Here is a 23,555-nt window from a genome sequence, read left to right as displayed (position 1 = left end):
GTCCCATCCGTACCCACGGTCTGTTCAACGGCGAACGACCTGCCGGTGTTCCACCGTGTGTCGCGGTTTGGGGTGATGTGTGTCACTGCTCCCGCGGGTCGGCCGAGTCGTGGGGCTCGGGCACGATCTCGGCCCACAGGTTCTCCGCCTGGAGCAGCAGCGTGCCCAGGACCGCGGTCCGCGCCGCCGCCTCCCGCCCGGCGTGGTCCCGCAGCCCTTCTTGAAGCCGTCGGTGCAGTTCCTCCATCGTCTCCTCGGTGGCCTCCTCCGTGTCGCCGTCGGGCCGCTCGCCCACCAACCGGTCCGCCTCGGCGTGACAGGCCTGGCCGATCAGCCGCAGCAGGCGTGCGTACAGGTCGAGTACCGGGCCCTCTGGCGGCGCGGGGGTCCGGTGCTCGTCGGCCGCGACCGCCAAGGCCCGGGTCAGCGCCGTGAGGTTTCCGGTGACCCGGCTCCACCGCTGGTCCTCGTCCTCCGGCGGCGCCACGGTGGGGCCGCGGTGCAGCCGGCGCAGGGGGCCCGAGGTCAGCCGCAGGCTCTCCCGGCTCCACGAGCGGGCCGAGTACAGCGCGTCGAGACGTCGCTGGAGCCGCGCGGCACCGCTCGACCAGGAGGCCGCGCTCTGGGCGTCCCACCGGGTCTCCCGCAGGTCGCCGGCGACGGTGCACAGGAGGTCGCCCGACTCCCGGGCCAGCGCCGCGAGGTTCTCCCGTACGTCCCTCAGGTGGATCGGCGGCAGCACCAGGGCGTTGACGGCCACGCCGATGACCGCGCCGAGCGCCGCCTGTCCCACCCGGTGGCCGACCGCCGCGGCCGACACCGCCGTGCCGGAGGCCAGGACGAACACCGCCGTGGTGGCCGCGTAGATGCCCTGCCGGCCGAACCGGGACCAGTTCGCCACCAGCATCAGCAGCGGCAGGGACAGCACCAGCGCCCCCGTGTTGTCGTCCGTGATCGCCTGCGCCACCGACGCCACCAGCGCACCGGCGCAGATCGCCGCGAACTGCTGTCCGGCCTGGCGCACCGAGCTGTAGACGGTGGCCTGCACGAGGACGAGCGCCACCCAGGGCGCCATCAGCGCCATCGGGTCGCCCAGCCAGACCCCGGCCACGGCCCAGGCGATCAGCGCCGCGCCCGCGGCCTTCAGCGACTGCACGATCAGGTCGCGTTCGCGCCCCGGGCCTCGCCAGGCGGCCCGCACGGCTCGTCCGACGGCACACGCCTCCCACCACACCGCGGCCGCCGGCCGCCTTCCCCGGAGCGCTTCCCGGAGGCCGTGGACCACAGCGGTCATGCGGTGCCGGCGGTCCGCACGGCCGGCGGACCCGTCTCGCAGCGGAACGTCTCGCATCGCAGTGCCTCGCGGTGGAACCTCCCGCGGTGGCACACGGACCCGCGGCTCATGCGAACGGGCTCCCGTCGAGGGAGGCCAGCAGGTCGGCCGGGTCGGCGTAGACCGCCCGGGCGCCCGCCTGCTCCAGGTCGGCGCGCGGCAGACCGCCGCAGAGCACGCCCACGCAGCGCACCCCGGCCCGGCTGCCCGCCCGCATGTCCCACACGGTGTCGCCGACGAAGACGGCCCGCTCGGCCGGCACCCCGGCCAGTTCCAGGGCGTGCTCGACCGGCTCCGGCGCCGGCTTGCCCGCGGCCACGTCGTCGGCGCTCGCGGTGGCGGCGATCGCGTCGTCCGCGTCGATCGCCCGCCGCAGCGCGCCCAGCTCCGCCCCGCCCGCCGAGGTGGCGAGGACCACCTTCCAGCCGTCACCGGCCAGGCGGCGCAGCAGGTCCCCGGCGCCCGGCAGCGCGGGCAGCCGGTCGAAGTACTGGCCGTACAGCGCCTTGTGGGCGGCGCTCAGTCCGGCGTCCCGGTCCGTGTCCCGGTCCTCGCCCAGCAGATGGGCGATCAGGTCGGTGGAGGCCAGCCCCACCGCCCGGTGGACCGCGTGCATCGGCACCCGGTGACCGGCCTGGCGGAACGCCTCCCACCAGGTGGTCACATGCAGGTGATTGGTGTCGACGAGGGTTCCGTCGACGTCGAACACGGCCGCCCGTTCCATGCACTGTCCCTTTCCGGTCCGCGGAGTCTGGTTCGACGGGCGGGTACCACGTCAGCGCCCCGCCACTCCGGACGGTGTACGGCCCTCGCGCGTCCAGTCCAGCAGCTCGTCCAGCGACCACGTGGTGACCACGCGCTCCGGGGGCACCCCGCACTCCTCGGCCCGGGCGCACCCGTGGATCTGCCAGTCCAGCTGGCCGGGGGCGTGCGCGTCGGTGTCGATCGAGAACAGCACGCCGGCCGCCACCGCCCGGCGCAGCAGCCGCCGGGGCGGGTCCAGCCGCTCCGGCCGGCTGTTGATCTCCACGGCCGTGCCGGACTCCGCGCAGGCGGCGAAGACCTCGTCAGCGTCGAACTCCGACTCCGGCCTACCCCGCCCGGTCAGCAGCCGGCCGGTGCAGTGCCCGAGGACGTCGGCGTGCGGGTCGCGGACGGCGGTCACCATCCGGCGGGTCATCGAGCGGGCGTCCATGCGCAGCTTGGAGTGCACGGACACGACCACCACGTCGAGCCGTTCCAGCAGCTCCGGCTCCTGGTCGAGCGAGCCGTCGTCGAGGATGTCGCACTCGATGCCGGTGAGCAGCCTGAAGGGCGCCCAGGTCGTGTTGAGCTCCGCCACCACGTCCAGCTGCTCGCGCAGCCGGGCCGGAGAGAGCCCGCGGGCCACCGTCAGGCGCGGCGAGTGGTCGGTCAGGGCCGCCCACTCGTGCCCCAGCGCCGCCGCGGTCCGGCCCATCTCCTCGATCGGGCTGCCGCCGTCGGACCAGTCCGAGTGCAGGTGGCAGTCTCCGCGCAGCAGCGCGCGCAGCCGTTCCCCGCCCCGGGCGAGCGGGGTGTCCGCCTCCTCCTCCAGTTTCGCGAGGTAGCCGGGCACCTGTCCGTCCAGCGCCTCGCGCGCCACCTGCGCCGTCCTGGGCCCGACACCCTTGAGCGACTCGAGCGAGCCGGCCCGCTCGCGCAGCTCGGCGGAGGAGAGCCCCCCGAGCACACCGGCCGCGGTGCGGAAGGCGCGGACGCGGTACGTCGGCGCCCGGGTCCGCTCCAGGAGGAACGCGATCCGTTCCAGCGCCTCGACGGGGTCCATCGCCGCCTCCTCGTCCCACCTCGGCCGGCCCTCCCACCGACCTGCACCGGCACGTCCAGGGTTCCCCAGAGCGGGGGGAACCGCACCACGGGACGGGGCCCTGTCCGTGCCGGGACCGGGGGACGGTGCCCCGTTTCGGCGCTTCCCCGCCTCCGCGGTTCCTCGCTTCAACGGGTTCCGGCCTACCCTCGATGCATGACCGAGATCGACAGCCCGCACATCGGCAATCCGCGGATCCTCGTCTTCGGGGTGCAGGCGGGTCCGCCCCCGTTCCGGATCGTGGAGATCGACGGCCAGGTGGTCGGCGAGGCCAGGACCGTCGTCGACGTGCTGGAGGCCGCCGCCGCCTTCGGCATCACCGTCCATGACCTGGACGACCCGGAGGTCGTCCGCTGGGTGGGCGGGGACAAGTTCACCTGGACCGCGCACTAGGACGGGTCCGGGCCGCCCCGCCCGGCGCGGTGCCTCAGCCGACCGTCCACTTCTGGTTGGCGCCGCCCGTGCAGGTCCAGATCTGCAGCCGGGTGCCGTTGGCCGAGTTGTTGCCGGTGACGTCGAGGCACTTGTCGGCCTGCGGATTGACGATGTCGTGCGCGGCGGTGACGACCCACTGCTGGGCGGCCGTGCCGTTGCAGTCCCACAGCTGGACCACCGTGCCGTCCGCCGTGCCGCCGGCGTCGACGTCCAGGCACTTGCCGAGCGCCCGGACGGTGCCGTCGGAGCCCACCGTCCACCGCTGGGCCGCGGTGCCGTTGCAGTCGTAGAGCTGGACGGGCGTGCCGTTGGTGGTGTTCGCCGCGGCGACGTCCACGCACTTGCCGGCCAGGCCCCGGATCGCGCCGCCGGAGGAGGAGTCGCCCGTGGTCACCGAGACGTGGTCGACGACGAGGGTCTGCGGAAAGACCGTGGAGCCGTCCGGGTCGCCCGGCCAGTAGCCGCCGACCGCGAGGTTGAGGATCAGGAAGTACGGCTTGTTGAACACCCACTGCCTGCCGCCCAGGTCGGCCGGGGTGCGCCGCTGGTAGACGTTGCCGTCGACCGACCAGGTGATCGAGTCGGGCGCCCAGTCGACGGCGAAGGTGTGGAAGGCGTCCGCGAAGGCCTGGCCGCCCGGCAGGGTGTAGCCGGCGCCTATGCCCCCGGACCCGGAGTAGCCGGGGCCGTGGATGGTGCCGTGCACGGTGGAGGGTTCGAAGCCGACGTTCTCCATGATGTCGATCTCACCGGAGTCCGGCCAGTTCACCGGGGTGCCCAGCATCCAGAAGGCGGGCCACATGCCCTGTCCGCGCGGCACCTTCATCCGCGCCTCGACGTGCCCGTACTGCGCCGTGAACTTCCCCGAGGTGTTCAGCCGGGCGGAGGTGTACTGACAGGTGCCGTACCAGCACTGGTAGTTGGCCGGGTTCTCCTTGCGGGCGGTGATGACCAGGTGGCCCTGGCCGTCCAGGGCGGCGTTCTTGTTGCCCGAGGTGTAGTACTGCCGTTCGTGGTTGTTGACGTTGTCGCCGGTCTCGATCTGCCACTTCGAGGAGTCGACGGCGGCGCCGGCCGGGCCGTCGAAGGTGTCGGAGAAGGTCACGGCGGCGGCCGTCGAGGACGAGGAGCCGACCGCGGGGGAGTCGTCCGGTTCCGCCTGGGCGGGGCCGGTCACGAGGGACGCGGCCAGCCCGGCGGACAGGGCGGCGGCGAGGAGACATCTGCGGAGCAGGCGTGGGCGGGCCACGGCTCTCCCTTCCGTACGGCGCCCGCGAGGGCGCCGACCGAGGTGGGGGTGGAAGTGTCGCCTCTTTATTCAAGTAGTGAGGTAAGGGTCGGTCAATATCTTGGTACGGACCAGATGTGCCGCTCTCAGGTGCGCGCCCGCCGCGCGTGCACCGTGCGGCTCATCCGCCGGCCCAGAAGCAGGTAACCGATCAGCGCGCCGCCCGTGTTGAGGATGACGTCGTCGATGTCGAAGGCCCGCCCGGTGACGAGGGCGCCCTGCGCGAACTCCACCAGCAGCATCACGACGGCCGTCAGCAGCAGCACCCGCAGCACCCCGCGCGTGCGCGGGGCGACGACCGGGACCAGGACGCCGAACGGCACCCCCAGCAGGATGTTCCCGCCGATCTGCTTGACGGCGTCGCGCAGTGCGGGCTGGTCCAGATACGCCCTCAACGAGCGCCCGGGGTGCAGGTTGGTGTGGGCCAGGGCCTCGGAGGCGGGGGAGGGGTGGAGGGTCAGGCGTGCCAGCACCACCGCGAACGCCACCATGAAGACGAACGCGCACGCCGTCGCCAGCAGCCGCAACGGCAGGGCGAGCGCGTGCCGTTCGCGACGGTCGGTCTCCCGCGCCGCGGCGGCGCGGGGGCGCGGCCGCAGACGCTGACGCAGCCCTGAGACGGCACGAGCCATGTCGGTCCTCCAGTCGTCAACTTCCCCGCGTGGTAGGGCGGTTACCCGCCCAGCCGCCGAGGATGCCCCGGGAGGGCGCACAACGAGCCGTGCCCGTCGATGCCGCCGTATCGCATCCCGCGCCCGGTTTTCCCTCGCCCGGCCGGGGCACTCCGGCCGGGGGTGCCACCGCGCGCCGCCGTCGGCCGTCCCTCGCGCGGTGCTTGGATGACGGCGAAGCCGAACGAACAGCAACAAGAACGGCACACGGGGCATCACGGACGTGACGTCCCGGACAGCCGGGCCGTGAGGGCCGAGAGGGCCGTGAAGGGTCGCGCCGGGGCCGTGAACGGTCGAACGGGGCCGTGGAGGTGGCGTGTGAAGAGCCGTAGGACACTCCTCGCCGTGGCCGAGGTGGCCGCGTGGTGGGTCCCGCTCACCGCGCTCTGGCTGGTCCTCGTCAGCACCGTCGACCCCCTGGAACTCGCCGTGGGCGCGGGCGCCTCGGCCCTGACGGCGGTCGTGGCCCGCGGCGCGCGGCGGGCGGTGACCGGACGGTGAACGGCTGGATCCTCGCCGCGGTCGTCGTCCTCGTCTCTGGGGTGGGCGTCACCCTGTGGGGGGTCGCGACCGGGCCCCTGCGCCGCCGCGCCACCGCCCAGAACCTCTGCACCGCGCTGGCCTGCCCGGCGCTGCTGCTGCTCGCCCAGGGCTACGACCGCCCCGCGTACGTCGACCTCGCCCTGGTGCTCGCCGTCCTCGGTCCGGTCGGCACGCTCGTGTTCGCCCGGCTGCTCGCCGACGAACTGGCCGACGATCCGCCGCATGCCCGGGGCCCGACCTGGACCGCCGCGGCCCTCGGCGCCGCGGTCGTGGTGGCGGTGGGCGTCGCCACCGGGCCGGGCAGGGCCCTGGTCAAGCTGCTGGTGATCGGGGTGCTGCTGGTCGGCGGCAACCTGGTCGCCTCCCGGGCGCTCGCGGGCGGGATGCAGGAGGTCCGTCGTGACTGAAACCGTGATCGTCGTCGCGCTGCTGCTGGTCGCCGCGTCCGCCACGGCGGCGGTGGCCGTCCGTGACCCGGTGCGCCAGTCCCTGGTCCTGGCCGTCCTCGGCGTCGTCCTCGCCGTGCTGTTCACCGTGCTCCAGGCGCCCGACGTGGGCCTGTCGCAGCTGGCGGTGGGCTCCGCCCTGACACCCCTGTTGCTGCTGCTGACGGTCCGCAAGGTGCGCAGGCGCGGCCGGCGCGACCAGGGTGGGCAGGCCGGTCCGGGCGGACGGGGGAGCGCACCGTGAGTTCACGCATGCGGCTGTGGCTGGTGGCCGTCGGCGGCGCCGGCCTCGCCGCGCTCCTCGTGGCCGCCTGCCTGCGCCTGCCCGCCTTCGGCGGCGACCGGCACCCCTACGGCGACCGGGCCGTCGAGGTGTCCCTGGGCCGGCACACCGCCAACACCGTCGCCTCCGTCACCTTCGACCAGCGGGCCTTCGACACGCTCGGCGAGATGAGCATCCTGTTCGCGGCGGTCCTCGGCAGCGTGGTCCTGCTGCGCCAGACCCGGGACGAACACCGGGCGGCTCCCGAACCCGCCGCCGTCTCCCGGCCCGTGCGCCGCTACACCCTGCTCGTCCTGCCCGTCGCCCTGCTGACCGGCCTCTACGTCGTCGCCCACGGCCAGGTCAGCCCCGGCGGCGGATTCCAGGGCGGCGTCGTCGCCGCCACCGCCCTGCACCTGCTGTACCTCGGCGCCGACTACCGGGCCCTGGAACGCGTGCGGCCCATCGGCCCCTACGAGGCGGGTGACGCGCTCGCCGCCTGCGCCTACCTCGTCACCGGCCTCGCCGCCCTGCTCGCGGGCTCCGCCTTCCTCGCCAACACGCTGCTCCCGTACGGCACGTTCAACACCCTCGCCTCCGGCGGCACCGTCCCGCTGCTGAACGCCGCGATCGGCATGGAGGTCGCCAGTGCGGTCGTCGTCCTGCTCGCCGGATTCCTGGACCAGGCCGTGGAGATCGTGGACGAGGGCGAGAAGGACGACAGCGACGACAGCGACGAGAGCGGCAAGACCGGCAGGACCGGCAGGACCGGCAGGACCGGCAAGAGCGACGAGACCGGCAGGACCGGCGAGCAGCACGACGACCCCGACCAGCGCGGGAAGTGAGAGCGCCATGACCGCCCTGACACACGTACTGCCCTACCTGGTGGCCGCCTGGGTCTTCCTGGCCGGCTGCTACGGACTGGCCACCAGCCGCAACCTCGTCCACGCCGTCGGCTGTCTGTCCGTGTGCCAGGCCGCCACCTACGTCCTGCTGCTGGCCGTCGGCTACCGCGACGGCGCCACCGCACCCGTGTTCTCCGACATCACCCCCGGCTCCCGGCCAGTGGTGGACCCCGTCGTCCAGGCCCTCGCCCTGACCGACGTCGTCGTCGGCGCCACCGTCACCGCCCTCCTGCTGGCCCTGGTCGTGCAGGTCGCCAAGCGGCACGGCACGGTCGACCCCGACGAACTGAGCGAGCTGCGCGGCTGATGCACCATCTGCTGCCCCTCCTCGTCGCCGGCCCGCTGCTCGGCGCCGCCCTGCTCGCCGCCACGGGCCGGCATCTGCCCCGCCCCGTCGCGGACGGCGCGGCCTGTGCCGTCTCGGCCGGCACCGCGACGCTGGCCGTCGTCCTGCTGACGCACTCCTCGCCGCCCCTGACCGAGTGGGTGGGCGGCTGGGAGCCGGTGGAGGGACACAGCGTCGGCATCGCCCTGACCGGCGACGGTCCCGGACTCGGCACGGCCGCGCTGGTGTCCGTGCTGACCCTCGCCGCCCTCGCCTACTCCTGGCGCTCCTTCGACGAGCCGCCGCACGGCCACGCCGGGGCGTTTCCGGCGCTCGTGCTGGTCTTCCAGGCGGGCATGTGCGGCTTCGCGATCGCCGGGGACCTGTTCAACGCGTTCGTCTGGTTCGAGCTGATGAGCGTCGCCGCGTACGCCCTGACCGGCCACCGCGTCGAGGAGGCGAGGGCCGTGCAGGGCGCGCTCGCCTTCGCCGTGGTCAACTCGCTGGGCGCCTACGCCCTGCTCATGGGCATCGCCCTGCTCTACGCCCGCACCGGCGAACTCGCCCTGGCACACATCGGCGACGCCCTCGACGCCGACGGCCCGCCCGACGCACTCGTGCTGGCCGCCTTCGTCCTCGTCCTGACCGGACTGCTGGTCAAGGCGGCCGCCGTCCCCTTCCAGTTCTGGCTGCCGGACGCGCACGCGGTGGCCCCCACCCCGGTGTGCATGCTGCTCTCCGGTGTCATGGTCGAGCTGGGTGTCCTCGGCGTCTGGCGGGTCTACGACACGGTCTTCTCGGGCCCGGGCGGAGTGCCCGCCGCCGACGCGGAGCGGGTCCTGACGGTGCTGGGCGCGCTGACGGCGGTGATCGGCGCCGTGCTGTGCTGGCACCAGCGGCACATCAAACGGCTCCTCGCGTACTCGACGATCGCGCACACCGGCCTGTTCCTGCTCGGCATCGGCACCCTCACCCCCGAGGGCGACGACGGGATCGCGCTGTACGTCGTCGGGCACGCCGGGGTCAAGGCCGCGCTGTTCGCCTGCGCGGGCATCCTCCTGGACCGCTACGGCAGCGTCGACGAACACGTCCTGCACGGCCGGGCCCGCCCGCTGCGCGGCGTCGCCGTGATGGTCTTCGTCGGCGCGCTGGGTCTGGCCGGACTGCCGCCGTTCGGCACGGCACTGGGCAAGTCGGTCGCCGAGGAGGCGGTGGGCGGCCCGCTCACCGCGCTCTACGTCCTGGCGAGCGCGGTGACCGCGGCCGCCGTCCTGCGGGTCGCGGCCCGGGTGTTCCTGGGCCTCGGCCCGGCCCCGGAGGAGGCGGGCGGGAAGGGGGACGGCGACCCGTACGAGACGACCGGTTCGGGCGAGGAGCCCGAGACCGAGGGGCAGCTCGGCCGTGTGCCCGACACCATGACGGCGGTGCCCGCCCTGCTGCTCGCCGGGGCCTTCGCCGCCGGTGCCGTCCCAGGCTTCGGCGACGCCGTGGCCCACGCCATGAGCGAGGCCACCACCGCCGGGCTGCTCCACACCTCCGTGCGGTGGACGCCGCTGGGCGTCGGCCTGGGGGTGCTGTCGAGCGTCCTGGCCGTCGCGCTGGCCGCCGTCGCCGTCGCCCGGCCCGGGCTGCTCGTCGCGCCGAACCGGGCGCTGCCGCTGCGGCGGCTGCAGTCCGGGCACATCGGCGACTACGTGGCGTGGCTGCTGGTGGGCGCCACCGTGCTGGGAGTGCTGGCCCTGCCGGCGGTCGTGTCCGGGTGAACCGGACGGTGTCCACGGGCGGGGCTCACGTCCCGTAGGTCACCCGCACCTTCTCGAAGCCCAGGGACGTCAGCAGCCCCCGCAGCATGGCGGTGGTGTTGCTCTCGGCCCGCGCCTTCAGCTCGCTGTCCTTCGCCGCCGCACCGATGTGCCGGGCCGCGAGCTTCTGTACGGCCTGCTCGCCGTTCGGATTGTCCGAGAACAGGTCGCCGAGCCGGTCGAGCAGCCCGCGCTGCTTGGAGACGGCGTAGGAGCGGTCGGGGTCGAGAGCGGGCTCACCCAGCGCGGCGTGCGGCAGCCGCAGCGTCGCCGACGTCCGCTCCTCGTCGACCGTCACGTCGTCCTCGCCCACCTTGCCGAGGTCGACGTAGGCGTCGACGGTGCCCGCACCGACGTACAGGGTGCGGGTGCCGCGGATCGCGTCGGGCAGGAATTTGGCGTCCTTCTCCAGGTCCACGACGACCTGGAAGTTGCCGGAGGCCGCGTCGTAACGGCTGATGTCCTGGACGGACTTCAGCAGCGCGGGCCCCGAACGGTCCCGGGTCTCGGAGCCGAACAGGTCCTTCAGCCCCGGTACGAGACTCAGCCGCAGCCCCGCGAAGAGCACGACGAGCACCAGCACCACCGCGATCAGCGCCTTGGCCCAGCCGGGCATGCGCCGCGCGGGCCGTTCGACGGAACTCGTGGGCTTCCCTACGGGAGTCGTCATGGCGACGGCCCTCCTTCCTACAGACCGGATGCCCGCCATCTCCCGCGCCAGACCGGGCAGTTGGCGTACGACGCCGGGAGAGGGAGCCCACGGGCGCACGGCGCCGGCTCAGCGTCCCGGCTTGACCGGACGGTCGGCGCACGGGCGCGAGGACCAGACCGCCTCCCCGCGCGTGAGCCCCGGCAGCCGCAGCTCGGCCTCCCGCGCCCGCCGGGCGGGCAGCTCGCCGGTGACGAACCACGCGGGCTCGCCACCCGCCGTCCCGGTGATGTCCGCGCCCAGCGAGGCCAGCAGACCCGTCACGGCGGCCAGCGCGTCCGGCGGTACCTCCGCCTCGAAGGTCAGGTACGGCTCGTACAGCACCGTCCCCGCCCGGGCGAGGGCACGGCGCAGCACGATCGGCGTCAGCCCGCGGAAGTCGGCGGCGGTGCTGAGCACCGAGTTGAAACCGGAGCGGATCAGCGTCACCCGGCAGTCGGTGACCGCCGCCCCGGTGAGTCCGGCCGTCAGGGCGGCGTGGACCGTCTCCTCGACCGCCTGGTGGAAAGCGCGGGGCAGCGCGCCGAGTTCCGTCTCGTACCCGAAGACCGCGCCCGAGCCGTACGGACCCGGTCCGACGCGCAGCCCGATCGTCGCCCAGTACCGGGTGCGGTCCAGCCACGGCATCTCCTCCGCGGCCTCACCCGTGCCCGCCGGGCGCTCCAGGAGCCGGACCCGGCCGGGTGCGAACTCCGCCTCGATGCCGAATTCCTCGGCCAGCGTCGCCGCGAGCACCTCCATCTGGACCTCGCCGTACAGGAGCAGCGCGGTGGTGCCGGACGCCGCCGGGCGGGCGTGCAGCAGCGGATCCCGGTCGGCCAGCGCCAGCAGGGCCGAGCGCAGCGGCGCCGCCTGCTCCGGGCGCCGGGCCCGGACCAGCGTCTGCAGGGTCGGCGGCGCGAACCGCGGTGCCCGGTCGGCCGGTTCACCGAGCCGGTCGCCGACGCGCAGGCCCTCGGGCACGGTGACCGCGGCGATGTTCCCGGCGGTGAGGGTGGCGTCGCCGCCGACCACGTCGAGGCGGGTCACCCGGCCGGAGACCTCGGTGGTCCGCCCGTCGGACTCGCGCCGCAGGAAGGTGAGCCGCCGGCGCGGGCGCACCTCACCGGCGTACAGCCTGAGGTAGGCCCTGCGCTCGCCGGCGGGCCCTGGGCGTACGGCGAAGACCGTGCCGCGCGGCTCCGGACTCCCGGCCGCCGTTCCACCGGCGGCGGCCGGGACCAGCGTCACCAGGCCCTCGACCAGTTCCGCGACGCCCTGGCCGCCGAGCGCGGAGCCGTGGAACAGCGGGTGGAACGAGCCGTCGGCGGTACGCGCGGCGAGGGCGGCGGCCAGGTCCCGCGCGGTCGGCTCGGGGCCGTCGACCAGCGCGGCCAGGACGTCCGGGTCGACCTCGGCGAGCGCCTCCGCCAGCCGCCCGTCGGGCGGGCGAGGGGCGACCCGGGCCTGCGCGGAACCGGCGTCCGACACCTCGGTCAGCGGCGCGACGTGCGGTGTCAGCAGGCGCCGGACGTCGTCGAGCAGGCCGTCGGTGCGGGCGCCGGCCCGGTCGATCTTGTTGACGAACACGAGCGTGGGCAGCCGCAGCCGCCGCAGCGTGCGCATGAGGACGCGGGTCCGCGCCTGTACGCCCTCGACGGCGGACAGCAGCAGCACCGCGCCGTCGAGCACCTCCAGCGCGCGCTCGACCTCGGCGACGAAGTCGGAGTGTCCCGGGGTGTCGATCAGGTTGACGCGTGTGTCGCCGACGGTGAAGCCCGCGACGGCGGAACGGACGGTGATGCCGCGGCGGCGCTCGATGCCGCCGTCGTCGGTGACGGTGTCGCCGGCGTCGACGCTGCCGAGCCGGTCGACGGCCCCGTGGTCGAACAGGAGCCGCTCGGTGAGGCTGGTCTTACCGGCGTCGACGTGGGCCAGAATGCCGATGTTCAGGGTGTGCATGCGGGGAGGAGTCCTCGAAAGCCGTGGGCCGGAAGGGGCGCTGGGGGATTTCGAGGAGTCGGCGCATGCTGGGGATTCCTGACGTCGAGAGGGCGTGGAGGGAGCACGGACGGCGTCATCATGACCCGGGGCCCCGGGCGCGGCGCAACAGGATTTCCGTAAGCTGGGGCTCCCGGCCGGACAGGATCACGCGAGGAGCGGTCCGTGCGAGACATCGCCGTGTTCAGCGGTAGTGCCCACCCCGAGCTGGCCGAGGAGGTCTGCGCCCAGCTGGGCGTGCCGCTCAGCCCCACCCGGGTGAGCCGGTTCGCCAACGACTGCCTGGAGGTGCAGCTGCTGGCCAACTGCCGCGAGCGGGACGTCTTCCTCGTCCAGCCGCTGGTCAAGCCGGTCCAGGAGCACCTCGTCGAGCTGCTGATGATGTGCGACGCGGCCCGCGGGGCGTCGGCCGGCCGCATCACCGTGGTGATGCCGCACTACTCCTACGCCCGCTCCGACAAGAAGGACGCCCCGCGCATCTCGCTGGGCGGGCGCCTGGTGGCCGACCTGCTGGTGGCGGCGGGCGCGAGCCGGGTCCTCGCCATGACCCTGCACTCGCCCCAGGTGCACGGCTTCTTCTCCGTCCCGGTCGACCACCTGCACGCCCTGCGGGAACTGGCCGCGCACTTCCGGCAGTACGACCTCTCCCGTGCCACCGTCGTCTCGCCGGACCTGGGCAACGCCAAGGAGGCCGCCGCGTTCGCCCGGATGCTCGGCGCCCAGGTGGCGGCCGGGGCGAAGCAGCGGTACGCGGACGACCGGGTCAGCATCAGCTCCGTGATCGGGGACGTCGCGGGCCGGGACGTCATCGTGCTGGACGACGAGATCGCCAAGGGCAGCACCGTGCTGGAGCTGCTCGACCGGCTGCGCGAGGCGGGCCCGCGCACCATCCGCGTCGCCTGTACGCACGGGCTGTTCGCGGCCGGGGCGCTGGGGCGGCTCAGCGAGCAGCCGGACGTGCTGGAGATCGTGTGCACCAACACCGTGCCGGTGCCGGTGGACGACCACACGGACAAGCTGCGGATCCTGTCCATCGCCCCGGCGCTCGCGGAGGCGGTGCGCCGCATCCACAACGGCGAGTCGGTCAGTGCCCTGTTCGACGCCCCGCCGGCGGGGTGACGCCGAGGGCCTCGTCCAGGGTCGGCCGGGGCGGCAGCAGCCGTCCCAGGCCGGTGATCCGCAGCATGCGCAGCGTCAGCGGGTGGGCGCACACCAGGTGCAGCTGCCCGCCCTGTTCGAGCACCTGACTGCGGGCCCGGTACAGCAGGCGCAGCCCGGAGCAGTCGAAGAACTCGATGCCGCCGAGGTCCAGGACCACCCGGGCGCCGGGACGCCGTGTCTCCCGGTCCAGGTGCGGGGTGATCTCCGCCGCCGAGGCGATGTCGATCTCGCCCCGGAACTCCAGCACCGTGTGCCCCCGGTGGTGGCGCACACGGAGGTGCCGGGTGGGCGACGCCGATTCCTGCCGCACGAACCTTGCCTCCAGCCTGTCCCGGCCTCCTGGGCCTGCTTCCGGGGGCTCAACTACCCAATCCGCTCGGAAAGTTACCCCGATCGAGCGAGTTTGAGCATGTTCGATTGACATATGTCATCGAAATCTCACAGCTGCACCGACGGTTCGCCGCCGAGCCGGGGGAGTCCGCGCCGGCCGGCCACTCAGTCGACCACGAGGACCAGCTTGCCCGTCGTACGACCCGTCTCGCCCCGCTCGTGCGCCCGCGCCGCCTCCGCCAGCGGGAACGTCCCCGCGATCTCGGCCCGCAGCTTCCCCGACTCGACCAGACGGGCGATCTCCCTCATGTCCGCCCGGTCGGCGTCCACCAGCATCCGCACCGCCCGTACGCCCAGCCGGTCGGCCTCCTCGAAGAAGTCGTCCGACCCGACCGGCAGGATCGACACCACCACGCCCCCCGGACGCAGCACCCGCAGGGACCGCAGCGACGTGTCGCCGCCGATCGTGTCCAGGACGACGTCGACGTCCTTCACGGCCTCGGCGAAGTCCGTCTCCCGGTAGTCCACGGCCTCGTCCGCCCCGAGCGAGCGCAGGAACTCGTGCTTGCCCGCACTGGCGGTACCGATCACATGGGCGCCCCGGGCCTTGGCGATCTGCACCGCCACGTGGCCCACACCGCCGGCCGCCGCGTGGACGAGCACCCGTTGCCCCGGCCGCACGTCCGCCCTCTCCACCAGGGCCTGCCACGCCGTCAGCGACACCAGCGGGAGCGCGCCCGCCTGGACGTGGTCGATCCCGGCCGGCTTGTGCGTGAAGGTGCGCGCCGGGGCGGTGACGTACTCCGCGTGGGAGCCGTAGCCGAAGGGGTAGGACAGCATGCCGAAGACCTCGTCGCCGGGCCGGAACGCGGCGACGCCGATCCCCACCGACTCCACCACGCCCGACACGTCCCAGCCCAGGACGAAGGGCGGCTCGCCCAGGAAGCCGCCGGTCGCCCGGTGCTTCCAGTCGGTCGGGTTCACGCCGGCCGCACGCACCCGGACCAGCACCTCGTTCGGGCGCGGCTCGGGGCGCTCGAGTCGTACTTCCTTCAGGACCTCGGGACCGCCGAGTACGTCCTGGCTGATGGCGCGCATCGTGTTCAACGGGACCTCGCAACTCCGGGAGGGGACGGGTGGCACGGTCTGCAACCTCCGACGTGATCGTGCCATTCCCGGCGCCGCCCGGCATCGCGGGCGGCCCGGGCCGCGACGGCGCGAGGCCGCTGTGGCACGATCGTCACCCACTGTTCATGACATCGTGTCAGGAGGCCGCTCTCCGATGACCCCGCCGCCCGCCCGCACCGCCGAACAGCGCAGAGACGACACCCTGCACCGTCTGGACCACGACGAGGACGCCTGGGTGGCCACGGCCGACGGCGAGTCCGGCGAGCCCTACCTCGTGCCCCTGTCGTTCTACTGGAACGGCTCGACCCTGCTGTTCGCCACGCCCGCCGCCAGCCCCACCGGGCGGAACCTGGCGGCGAGCGGCCGGGCGCGGATCGGTATCGGCCCGACCCGTGACGTGGTGATGGTCGAGGGGACCGTCGAGACCGTGGAGCCCGCCGACCTGCCCGAGCAGGACGGCGAACTGTTCGCCGCCAAGACCGGCTTCGACCCGCGCCGGCTCACCACGCCCTACCGGTACTTCCGCATCCGCCCGCAGCGCGTCCAGGCCTGGCGCGAGGCGAACGAGCTCGCCGGACGCGAACTGATGCGTGACGGCCGCTGGTTGCCCACCGACTGATTCGGCCGGGCCGGGATATCCGCAAGGCAGAGGGCACGGGGACGACGTCCCGCGCCCCGGAATCCTTCGGAGGAGACATGGCACTGGTCAACGCGGGCGTCGTGGTGCTCGACTGCGCCGAGCCCGAGCGGCTCGCGGAGTTCTACAAGGGGCTGCTGGGCGCGGAGGAGAGCGACGTGAGCGCCAACCGGATCGAGATCGAGGGCCCCCGCGGCTTCCGCATGGCCTTCCGGCGGGACGTGAACGCCACCCCGCCGAGCTGGCCGCGCCCGGAGAACTCGCTCCAGGTCCACCTGGACTTCGTGGTGGCGGACCTGGACGAGGCCGAGCGGGTGATCGTGGGGCTGGGCGGACGGCCGGTGGAGGCGAAGGACCCGGTCGGCCCGCACGAGGAGCGCGGCTTCTCCGACCCGGCCGGCCACTCCTTCACCCTCCGCCGCGCCCTCGCCCCCACGGCACCCAAACAGGGCTAGAGATTTACTGCGGGCTCAGTCCCGGCCGCCCTTCCCGGCGACCGGCCAGGCACCGGTGGAGCGCTGGATGACCTTGGCGCCCGTGCGGTCCACCGCGCTGCGCACCGCGGCGAAGATGGCGCCCTGGATCGCCGCGGCCAGCAGGATCTCGCCCCAGCCGCGGTCCGGGTCCAGGGCGTCCGGCGCGTCGTCCTCGTGCCGGATCACCTTCCAGGTCTTCTGGAACGTCATCCCGGCCAGCGTGCCGCCCAGCCAGCCGAGCACGAACCCGACGGGCTTGTAGGCGAGGGGGAGCTTCTGCTTCTTCGCCTTCTTCGCCTTCTTCGCCATGGGAATCTCCTTGCCTCGTGTGTGCCGCGCGGTCGTGCGCGTCGGGTGGTCGGGTGCGTACCGGCTCAGGGCCTGCCCCGCGCCGGTACTTCCTCGTCGGCCCGTACCGGCCCCGGCGGGGTGCCGTCGCCGAACGGGCGGCCGCCCAGCTCCCGCCGGTGGTGGGGCGTGAGCCAGCCGGTCAGGTCCGGGCCCAGGGGGACGATGCCGGTCGGGTTGATGCCGGTGTGCACCTGGTAGTAGTGGCGTTTGATGTGGTCGAAGTCGACGGTGTCCCCGAATCCGGGCGTCTGGAACAGGTCGCGGACGTATCCCCACAGCACCCGGTTCTCCGTCAGCTTCCAGCGGTTGCACTTGAAGTGGCCGTGGTAGACCGCGTCGAAGCGGACCAGCGTCGTGAACAGCCGGATGTCCGCCTCGGTGATCGTGTCGCCGACCAGGTAGCGCTGCCGCTCCAGCCGGGGCGTCAGCTCCTCCAGCCGCCGGAACACCCCCGCGCACGCGGTCTCGTACTCGTCCTGGCCGGTGGCGAAGCCCGCCCGGTACACGCCGTTGTTGACGTCCTCGTAGACCCCGGCCATCACCTCGTCGATCTCCTCGCGCAGAGCCCGCGGATACAGGTCGGGGGCGCCGGGCCGGTGCAGCTCGGTCCACTCGGTCGCGAGGTCGAGCGTGATCTGCTGGTAGTCGTTGGTGACCAGCTCCCCGCTGGGCACGTCCACGATCGCGGGCACGCTCACCCCGCCCGGGTACCCCGTCTCCCGCCGGTCGTAGGCCTCGCTCAGGTGGCGGATGCCGAGGACGGGGTCCCGGCCGTCCGGGTCGAGCGTGAAGCGCCAGCTGCGGTCGTCCTGGATCGGGTCGGCGACCGCCAGGGACAGGGCGTCCTCCAGACCGAGCAGCCGCCGGGACACCAGGGCCCGGCTCGCCCACGGACAGGCGCGGCTCACCACCAGGCGGTAGCGGCCGGCCTCCACCGGCCAGCCGTCCCTCCCGTCCGCGGTGATCCGGTCCGCGAAATGACTCCGGGAGCGTTTGAACGACTTCTTCCCGTAGTCGTCGTTGCCCGGGGTTCCCTGGTCACCGCTCATGGCCCTGCCCTTCCGCCGTCCGTGTGTCCCTGTGCAGCCGTTCCCGTTGTCCGTACGTCCCTGTGTAGGCGTTCCCCGATTTCGCCCGTCGGCACTGCTGGCCACCCGCAAGGCGGGGTGTGAGTCGCGCCGGCCGGGGCAGTCGGGGCTTCGTGAGTGGGACAGCCGGAGAAGAGAACCCGGGCCGGAAGGCCGACCGCAGGACACGCGTCACCGTGCTCGTGGCCCTGGCGGCCAATGTGGTGATCGCGGTCGCCAAGGCGGTCGGCGGGCTCGTCGCGGGCTCGCCGGCGCTGCTGTCGGAGGCTGCCCACTCGGTCGCGGACAGCATGAACGAGATCTTCCTCCTCGCCGCACTGCGCCGCAGCCGCCGCCCCGCCGACCGCAAGCATCCCTTCGGCTACGGGAAGGAACGGTTCTTCTGGTCGCTGCTCGCGGCCGTCGGCATCTTCGTCATGGGCGGCTGCTTCTCCTTCTTCCAGGGCGCCGAGGCCCTGCGCAACGGAGCGGAGGAGAGCCTCAGCGGCTACGTGGCCGGCCTGATCGTGCTCGGTGTCGCCCTGCTGGCGGAGGGCGGCTCCCTGCTGCGCGCCCTGCACCAGGTACGGGGCCAGGGCGGGCTCGCCGACGGGCTGCGTGACCCGGCGCTGCGCACGGTCGTCGCCGAGGACGGCACCGCGGTGCTCGGCGTCACCCTCGCCATGACCGGCATGGTGCTGCACATGGTCACCGGACAGGTGGTGTGGGAGGCCTGCGCCTCGCTCGCCATCGGCGCACTGCTCGTCTACGTGGCCTACCGGCTGGGCCGCGAGGCCCGCGACCAGCTGATCGGCGAAGCCGCCGACCCCGAGGCCAGCGGCCGCATCCGGGCGCTGCTGGGGGCCCAGCCGGAGATCGACAGCGTCGAGGCGCTGTTCACCATGAAGACCGGCCTGGACTCCGCCCTGGTGGCCGCGCGCGTCGACCTCGTGCCCGGCCTGGACAGCGAACAGGTGGAGGAGGTCGCCGTGCGCATCAAGAGGTCGATCACGCACACCGTCCCCGAGGCACGCCAGGTCTTCCTCGACGTCACCGACCGGGCCATGAGGCGGGCGGCGGAAGGCCCCGCCGCGACGGGGGAACGCGGCGGGGCCTGAACGACGTGTTCCCGGCACCCGCCGGTCCATGCACGCCGGCCCGAGAAACTTTCGCGCGCCCGGGTTCAGCCCGCGTCGGCCGGCTCCAGGACGAAGACCGGGATCTCCCGCTCCGTCTTCCTCTGGTAGTCGGCGTACGGCGGAAACGCCGCGACCGCGCGCTCCCACCACTCGGCCTTCTCCGCGCCGGTGACCTCACGGGCCGTCATGTCCCGCTTCACCGGGCCGTCCTGGAGCTCCACCCGGGGATCGGCGAGCACGTTGAAGTACCAGACCGGGTGCTTGGGAGCCCCGCCCAGGGAGGCGACCGCGGCGTAGCGGCCCTCGTGCTCGACGCGCATCAGCGGCGTCTTGCGCACCTTGCCGCTCCGCGCGCCCCGGGTGGTCAGCACGATCACCGGCAGGCCGGTGTCCCTCAGAGTCGTGCCCTCGGTGCCGCCCGAGCTCTCGTACAGCTCGACCTGTTCGCGCACCCACTGCGTGGGGCTGGGTTCGTACTCGCCGTCAAGAGGCATGTGCATCCGTCCGTGTTCGTCGTTCGTCGTGACCTGAGGCCGGTCGGGTGGGCACCGACGACCGGCGCATGACCATCCTTACCGCATCCTTCCCCACCTGCCCCGCGGAAGCGGGGAGATCCGGACGCGATCGCTCCGCCCGCCGTCGTCACACCGTGCCGCTCGGCCAGTTCCGGGGCCCGGCAGCGGGCTCCGGAGGTCCCGATCGCGCCACGCGCGCCGCCTGTCCGTCCGGCACGGCAGTGTTCCCGCCGCCCCCGAGCGGTGATCCCCGGCCAGTCTGCCCGCGCCACCGATCTGGCCGAACTTGCCGTCGCCCCATAGATGCCCGAGGCATCTAATGAAGATCGGCACGACGCACTCTTCGTCTGCGAGGTCTTCCATGACGGACACCCCCACGACGGACGCGGTCCCTGCAACGGACCAGAGGGCCGCGTCCCCCGTCGCCTTTCCGCAGGACCGGACCTGTCCCTACCACCCGCCCGCCGCCTACGACCCGCTGCGCGCCGCCCGGCCGCTGGCCCGGATCACGCTCTACGACGGCCGCCCGGCCTGGCTGGTGACCGGACACGCCACCGCCCGCCGGCTGCTGGCCGACCAGCGCCTCTCGACCGACCGCACCCGCGACGACTTCCCCGTGACCACGGCGCGCCTGGCCGGGGTACGCGGACGCAGGACCGCCCTGCTCGGCGTCGACGACCCCGAACACCGCACCCAGCGCAAGATGGTGCTGCCGGAGTTCACCCTGAGGCGCGCCGCCGCACTGCGCCCGCACATCCAGCGCATCGTCGACGAACGGCTCGACGCGATGGTCGCGCAGGGCCCGCCCGCCGATCTGGTGACGGCCTTCGCGCTGCCCGTGCCCTCGATGGTGATCTGCGCCCTGCTCGGGGTGCCGTACGCCGACCACGAGTTCTTCGAGGAGCAGTCCCGTCGGCTGCTGCGCGGCCCCCTCCCCGCCGACACCCTCGATGCCCGCGACCGACTGGAGGAGTACCTGGGCGAGTTGGTCGACCGCAAGCGCGAGGCCCCAGGTGAGGGCCTGCTGGACGACCTGGTCCGGCGGCAGGCGGCCGAGGGCGGAATCGACCGGGAGCAGCTCGTCTCGTTCGCGGTGATCCTGCTGGTCGCGGGCCACGAGACGACCGCCAACATGATCTCGCTGGGCACCTACACCCTCCTGACCAACCCCCGGCGGCTGGCCGAACTGCGCGCGGACGCCGAGCTGCTGCCCGGCGCGGTGGAGGAGCTGATGCGGGTCCTGTCGATCGCGGACGGGCTGCTGCGCCTGGCCACCGAGGACATCGACGTGGACGGGCAGACCGTCCGGGCCGGCGACGCGGTCGTCTTCTCGACCTCGGTCATCAACCGGGACGAGTCCGTCTACCCCGACCCGGACGCCCTCGACTGGCACCGCCCCGCCCGCCACCACGTCGCCTTCGGGTTCGGCATCCACCAGTGCCTCGGCCAGAACCTGGCCCGCGCCGAACTGGAGATCGCCCTGCGCACCCTCTTCGAGCGGCTGCCCGCGCTGCGCCTGGCCGCCCCGGCGGAGGAGATCCCCTTCAAACCCGGCGACACGATCCAGGGGATGCTGGAACTCCCCGTGACCTGGTAGGAGGCTGCGGACATGCGGATCGGCATCGACAAGGACACCTGTATCGGCGCGGGCCAGTGCGCCCTGACCGCCCCCGACGTCTTCACCCAGGACGACGACGGCTACAGCACCCTCGTGCCCGGCCGGGAGGACGGAGGCGGCAGCGCGCTGGTACGGGAGGCGGCCCGTGCGTGCCCCGTGCGGGCGATCACCGTGTCGGAGCCGGTGGGCTGACCCCGGCACCCGCGTCTCGCCCCGCCTCACCCGGCCCGACGCCGGAGTCCGGCGGTTGAGTAGGGTGCCGGGGTGAGTGAACAGGCGGGAAGTGACGACGTCGCAAGGCCCTTCCTCTACGTCGTCGTCTGCGGCGCGGGCGTGGCCGACGGCGTCGGCCGGCTGATCGACGCGGCGCGGGAACGCGGCTGGGAGGTCGGGGTCATAGCGACACCGGTCGCCATGGGCGGCTTCTTCGACGTGGCCGCCGTCGAGGCCGGGACCGGCCGCCCGATCCGCTCGGCCTGGCGCACCCCGGACGATCCGCGGCCCTTCCCCGCGCCCGACGCCGTCGTGGTCGCGCCCGCCACCTTCAACACGATCAACAAGTGGGCCGCGGGCCTGGCCGACACCCTCGCCGTGGCCACCCTGTGCGAGGCGAGCGGCCTCGGCGTGCCCGTCGCCGTCCTGCCGTGCGTCGCCGACGCGCTGGCCGTCCACCCCGCCTACCGGGAGAGCCTGGCCCGGCTGCGCGGGATGGGGGTGCGCTTCGGCGACCCGTACACCGGAGACGCGCAGGAGGGCGGAGGGCGCCCGGACTTCGGCTGGGAGAGCGCCCTGGACCTGCTCGAACGGCGCTGACCCGCAGGCGGTTCGAGCCCGCGCGACGACGTACGCTCGCTCTGGTACCGATGATCGGCGAAGACAGGAGCGGCAACGATGCAGTACGTGAAGCTCGGTTCGACGGGCCTGGACGTGTCGCGGATCTGCCTGGGCTGCATGACCTACGGCGTTTCCGACCGCGGCGCACACGAGTGGACCCTCGACGAGGAGGCCTCGCGCCCGCTGATCCGGCAGGCACTGGAGGCTGGGATCACCTTCTTCGACACGGCCAACGTCTACTCCGACGGCACCAGCGAGGAGATCGTCGGCAAGGCGCTCGCCGACTTCGCGCGCCGGGACGACATCGTGCTCGCGACCAAGGTGCACGGCCGGATGCGCCCCGGGCCGAACGGCGCCGGACTCTCCCGCAAGGCGATCATGACCGAGATCGACCACAGCCTGCGCCGCCTGGGCACCGACTACGTCGACCTCTACCAGATCCACCGCTTCGACCCGCACACCCCGGTCGAGGAGACGATGGAGGCCCTGCACGACCTGGTGAAGGCGGGCAAGGTGCGCTACATCGGGGCCAGTTCGATGTACGCCTGGCAGTTCTCCAAGATGCAGCACACCGCCGAGCGGCACGGCTGGACGAAGTTCGTGTCCATGCAGAACCACTACAACCTCGTCTACCGCGAGGAGGAGCGCGAGATGCTGCCCCTCTGCGCGGACCAGGGCGTCGGCGTGCTGCCCTGGAGCCCGCTCGCCCGCGGCCGGCTCACCCGTGACTGGGACACCGCCACCGAGCGCAGCGCCACCGACAACTTCGGCAGCACCCTGTACCAGGAGGGCGACCGCGCCGTGGTCGAGGCGGTCACCCGCATCGCCGGCGAGCGCGGTGTCCCGCGCGCCCGGGTGGCCCTGGCGTGGCTGCTGCACCAGGACACGGTGACCGCGCCCATCGTCGGCGCCTCCAGGCCGGGCCACCTCGAGGACGCCGTGGCGGCGGTCGAACTGACGCTCGGTGACAAGGAGATCGAGGAGCTGGAGCGGCCCTACGCGCCGCACCCCATCGCCGGTCACTGATCACCGGGCCGGCGCCTTCGGCGCCTGCCTCAGGGGCCGGTGCCCGGGGACAGGACGGTGACGGACACCGACGACGCGTTGCCGCCGACCGGAACCTCGCCGGCCGTCCACTTCACCTTCAGCGGCTCCCGCTCGTCCGGCGGGGTGACGAGCAGCGTCGCCGGAGTGGCCGTGCGGGCGCCGCTGATCTGCGGACTGGAGAAGGACAGCCCGGACCACGCGCTCTTGCCCGGCGTCAGCGTGACCGTCCGCGGGGAGCCGGGCGCGCGTTCGGGGTCCGGGCCCAGCTGCTTGCCCGAGGCGTCCACGAAGGCGGCGCCGGGATAGCCGTACACCGTGCAGGTGCGCTCCGAGGTGTTGGTCAGCACGACGGGGAAGTTGCGCTGACCGGCCCCCGGGTCCACGCGGCCGACGGAGGCCCGCAGTTCGAAGGTGTGGCAGCGGCCGTCGGTGCGGGCCGAGGCGGAGGCCGAGCCGGCGGTGTCGCTGGGCGCGGCGCCGACCGCCGGGTCGGTGTCGCCGGGCGTCGTGCTGCCGCCGCCCGGTTCCGCACCGGTGCTGCGGGCGGCCTTTCCGGGCTCCGGCGTGCCGCTCGACGAGGCGCTCTCGCTGCCGCAGGCGGTCAGCAGACCGAGCAGCGCGACCCCGCTCGCGAGCAGGGCCGCCCGGCGCAGCGGCTGGGACGTGTCAGCCATCGCTTCTCCACACTCCCGTCGGGTTCTCGCACA

General features: G+C 73.5%; 28 protein-coding genes. 15 read left to right on the top strand and 13 right to left on the bottom strand.

Translation table 11 applies throughout. From position 1 onward, the window contains the following. Positions 1–82 precede the first annotated feature (82 nt). The 3 genes from D1J63_RS02495 to D1J63_RS02485 form a co-directional block, all read right to left on the bottom strand. Positions 83–1,294 carry an FUSC family protein gene (locus tag D1J63_RS02495; protein WP_164712692.1) on the bottom strand — a complete coding sequence of 404 codons (1,212 nt, stop codon included), beginning with the start codon at positions 1,292–1,294 and terminating at the stop codon, positions 83–85. A 106-nt stretch (positions 1,295–1,400) separates the two neighbouring features. Further along, positions 1,401–2,057: an HAD family hydrolase gene (locus tag D1J63_RS02490; RefSeq protein WP_125627522.1), complete on the bottom strand. Its 657-nt coding sequence runs from the start codon at positions 2,055–2,057 to the stop codon at positions 1,401–1,403. 51 nt (positions 2,058–2,108) lie between these two features. Beyond that, positions 2,109–3,140, bottom strand: a complete 1,032-nt coding sequence (locus tag D1J63_RS02485) for a PHP domain-containing protein (protein ID WP_125627521.1) — start codon at positions 3,138–3,140, stop codon at positions 2,109–2,111. Positions 3,141–3,335: 195 nt separating this feature from the next. On the opposite strand from D1J63_RS02485, the gene D1J63_RS02480 reads away from it, so the two are divergent. Continuing rightward, positions 3,336–3,572: a hypothetical protein gene (locus tag D1J63_RS02480; RefSeq protein ID WP_061440857.1), complete on the top strand. Its 237-nt coding sequence runs from the start codon at positions 3,336–3,338 to the stop codon at positions 3,570–3,572. A gap of 34 nt (positions 3,573–3,606) precedes the next feature. Here the strand turns inward: D1J63_RS02480 and D1J63_RS02475 are convergent, their stop codons facing one another. Next, on the bottom strand, positions 3,607–4,863 hold the full coding sequence (locus D1J63_RS02475) for a glycoside hydrolase family 16 protein (protein WP_125627520.1): 1,257 nt from the start codon (positions 4,861–4,863) through the stop codon (positions 3,607–3,609). Between the two features lie 125 nt (positions 4,864–4,988). Further along, complete coding sequence (locus D1J63_RS02470) at positions 4,989–5,534, bottom strand: VanZ family protein (RefSeq protein ID WP_125627519.1); 546 nt, start codon at positions 5,532–5,534, stop codon at positions 4,989–4,991. Between the two features lie 357 nt (positions 5,535–5,891). Between D1J63_RS02470 and D1J63_RS02465 the strand changes: the two genes are divergently transcribed. Genes D1J63_RS02465 through D1J63_RS02440 form a run of 6 tightly spaced genes read left to right on the top strand, consistent with a single transcriptional unit; the run spans position 5,892 to position 9,817 of the window. Beyond that, a complete protein-coding gene (locus tag D1J63_RS02465; protein ID WP_125627518.1) occupies positions 5,892–6,074 on the top strand; it encodes a hypothetical protein in 183 nt (60 codons plus the stop codon). Then, the gene (locus D1J63_RS02460; protein WP_125627517.1) at positions 6,071–6,523 is read left to right on the top strand and encodes an MrpF/PhaF family protein; all 453 of its coding nucleotides are present in this window, start codon (positions 6,071–6,073) and stop codon (positions 6,521–6,523) included. Before D1J63_RS02465 ends, D1J63_RS02460 begins: the two co-directional genes overlap by 4 nt. Beyond that, a complete protein-coding gene (locus D1J63_RS02455; protein ID WP_125627516.1) occupies positions 6,516–6,806 on the top strand; it encodes a hydrogenase subunit MbhD domain-containing protein in 291 nt (96 codons plus the stop codon). Before D1J63_RS02460 ends, D1J63_RS02455 begins: the two co-directional genes overlap by 8 nt. Beyond that, a complete protein-coding gene (locus D1J63_RS02450; protein ID WP_125627515.1) occupies positions 6,803–7,669 on the top strand; it encodes an MnhB domain-containing protein in 867 nt (288 codons plus the stop codon). Before D1J63_RS02455 ends, D1J63_RS02450 begins: the two co-directional genes overlap by 4 nt. Positions 7,670–7,676: 7 nt before the next feature. Further along, positions 7,677–8,036 carry a cation:proton antiporter subunit C gene (locus D1J63_RS02445; RefSeq protein WP_125627514.1) on the top strand — a complete coding sequence of 120 codons (360 nt, stop codon included), beginning with the start codon at positions 7,677–7,679 and terminating at the stop codon, positions 8,034–8,036. Further along, the gene (locus D1J63_RS02440) at positions 8,036–9,817 is read left to right on the top strand and encodes a complex I subunit 5 family protein (RefSeq protein ID WP_125627513.1); all 1,782 of its coding nucleotides are present in this window, start codon (positions 8,036–8,038) and stop codon (positions 9,815–9,817) included. The genes D1J63_RS02445 and D1J63_RS02440 overlap by 1 nt, the downstream gene beginning before the upstream one ends. 25 nt (positions 9,818–9,842) lie before the next feature. Here the strand turns inward: D1J63_RS02440 and D1J63_RS02435 are convergent, their stop codons facing one another. Further along, a complete protein-coding gene (locus D1J63_RS02435; protein WP_125627512.1) occupies positions 9,843–10,526 on the bottom strand; it encodes a DUF4230 domain-containing protein in 684 nt (227 codons plus the stop codon). A gap of 108 nt (positions 10,527–10,634) precedes the next feature. Next, entirely contained in the window at positions 10,635–12,506 is a 1,872-nt protein-coding gene (otr(A), locus tag D1J63_RS02430; RefSeq protein ID WP_125627511.1) for a tetracycline resistance ribosomal protection protein Otr(A), read from the bottom strand. Between the two features lie 204 nt (positions 12,507–12,710). Here otr(A) and D1J63_RS02425 point away from each other — a divergent pair, with 204 nt between their 5' ends. Then, positions 12,711–13,664, top strand: coding sequence for a ribose-phosphate pyrophosphokinase (locus D1J63_RS02425; protein WP_102927656.1), 954 nt, complete (start codon positions 12,711–12,713; stop codon positions 13,662–13,664). On the opposite strand, the gene D1J63_RS02420 is transcribed toward D1J63_RS02425, so the two are convergent. Both D1J63_RS02420 and D1J63_RS02415 read right to left on the bottom strand, forming a co-directional pair. After that, positions 13,630–14,016, bottom strand: a complete 387-nt coding sequence (locus D1J63_RS02420) for an anti-sigma factor antagonist (RefSeq protein WP_164712691.1) — start codon at positions 14,014–14,016, stop codon at positions 13,630–13,632. The genes D1J63_RS02425 and D1J63_RS02420 overlap by 35 nt on opposite strands. A gap of 185 nt (positions 14,017–14,201) precedes the next feature. Then, a complete protein-coding gene (locus D1J63_RS02415) occupies positions 14,202–15,134 on the bottom strand; it encodes an NADP-dependent oxidoreductase (protein WP_206436747.1) in 933 nt (310 codons plus the stop codon). Positions 15,135–15,318: 184 nt separating this feature from the next. Between D1J63_RS02415 and D1J63_RS02410 the strand changes: the two genes are divergently transcribed. Both D1J63_RS02410 and D1J63_RS02405 read left to right on the top strand, forming a co-directional pair. Then, on the top strand, positions 15,319–15,783 hold the full coding sequence (locus D1J63_RS02410) for a pyridoxamine 5'-phosphate oxidase family protein (protein WP_102927653.1): 465 nt from the start codon (positions 15,319–15,321) through the stop codon (positions 15,781–15,783). Between the two features lie 77 nt (positions 15,784–15,860). Continuing rightward, entirely contained in the window at positions 15,861–16,256 is a 396-nt protein-coding gene (locus tag D1J63_RS02405) for a VOC family protein (RefSeq protein ID WP_125627508.1), read from the top strand. 15 nt (positions 16,257–16,271) lie between these two features. On the opposite strand, the gene D1J63_RS02400 is transcribed toward D1J63_RS02405, so the two are convergent. Both D1J63_RS02400 and D1J63_RS02395 read right to left on the bottom strand, forming a co-directional pair. Continuing rightward, the gene (locus tag D1J63_RS02400; RefSeq protein ID WP_125627507.1) at positions 16,272–16,586 is read right to left on the bottom strand and encodes a DUF4235 domain-containing protein; all 315 of its coding nucleotides are present in this window, start codon (positions 16,584–16,586) and stop codon (positions 16,272–16,274) included. 65 nt (positions 16,587–16,651) lie between these two features. Beyond that, positions 16,652–17,677 carry a glutathione S-transferase C-terminal domain-containing protein gene (locus tag D1J63_RS02395; protein WP_125627506.1) on the bottom strand — a complete coding sequence of 342 codons (1,026 nt, stop codon included), beginning with the start codon at positions 17,675–17,677 and terminating at the stop codon, positions 16,652–16,654. Between the two features lie 215 nt (positions 17,678–17,892). On the opposite strand from D1J63_RS02395, the gene D1J63_RS02390 reads away from it, so the two are divergent. Next, positions 17,893–18,813, top strand: coding sequence for a cation diffusion facilitator family transporter (locus D1J63_RS02390; RefSeq protein ID WP_164712690.1), 921 nt, complete (start codon positions 17,893–17,895; stop codon positions 18,811–18,813). A gap of 65 nt (positions 18,814–18,878) precedes the next feature. Here D1J63_RS02390 and D1J63_RS02385 read toward each other — a convergent pair whose 3' ends face one another. Beyond that, a complete protein-coding gene (locus tag D1J63_RS02385) occupies positions 18,879–19,328 on the bottom strand; it encodes a nitroreductase family deazaflavin-dependent oxidoreductase (protein ID WP_102927657.1) in 450 nt (149 codons plus the stop codon). A gap of 382 nt (positions 19,329–19,710) precedes the next feature. Here D1J63_RS02385 and D1J63_RS02380 point away from each other — a divergent pair, with 382 nt between their 5' ends. From D1J63_RS02380 to D1J63_RS02365, 4 genes are all read left to right on the top strand, one after another. Then, positions 19,711–20,946: a cytochrome P450 gene (locus D1J63_RS02380; protein WP_125627504.1), complete on the top strand. Its 1,236-nt coding sequence runs from the start codon at positions 19,711–19,713 to the stop codon at positions 20,944–20,946. Positions 20,947–20,958: 12 nt separating this feature from the next. Beyond that, the gene (locus D1J63_RS02375; RefSeq protein WP_102927647.1) at positions 20,959–21,159 is read left to right on the top strand and encodes a ferredoxin; all 201 of its coding nucleotides are present in this window, start codon (positions 20,959–20,961) and stop codon (positions 21,157–21,159) included. Between the two features lie 72 nt (positions 21,160–21,231). After that, positions 21,232–21,780, top strand: a complete 549-nt coding sequence (locus D1J63_RS02370; RefSeq protein WP_125627503.1) for a flavoprotein — start codon at positions 21,232–21,234, stop codon at positions 21,778–21,780. Positions 21,781–21,858: 78 nt separating this feature from the next. Continuing rightward, positions 21,859–22,827 carry an aldo/keto reductase gene (locus D1J63_RS02365; protein ID WP_125627502.1) on the top strand — a complete coding sequence of 323 codons (969 nt, stop codon included), beginning with the start codon at positions 21,859–21,861 and terminating at the stop codon, positions 22,825–22,827. Between the two features lie 29 nt (positions 22,828–22,856). Here the strand turns inward: D1J63_RS02365 and D1J63_RS02360 are convergent, their stop codons facing one another. Further along, on the bottom strand, positions 22,857–23,522 hold the full coding sequence (locus D1J63_RS02360; RefSeq protein WP_125627501.1) for a DUF4232 domain-containing protein: 666 nt from the start codon (positions 23,520–23,522) through the stop codon (positions 22,857–22,859). Between the last annotated feature and the right edge of the window lie 33 nt (positions 23,523–23,555).

Origin of the sequence: Streptomyces sp. KPB2 (assembly GCF_003950055.1) — a bacterium.
Classification (GTDB): Bacteria; Actinomycetota; Actinomycetes; order Streptomycetales; family Streptomycetaceae; genus Streptomyces; species Streptomyces salinarius.
This window is presented reverse-complemented; position numbering and strand designations above follow the sequence as displayed.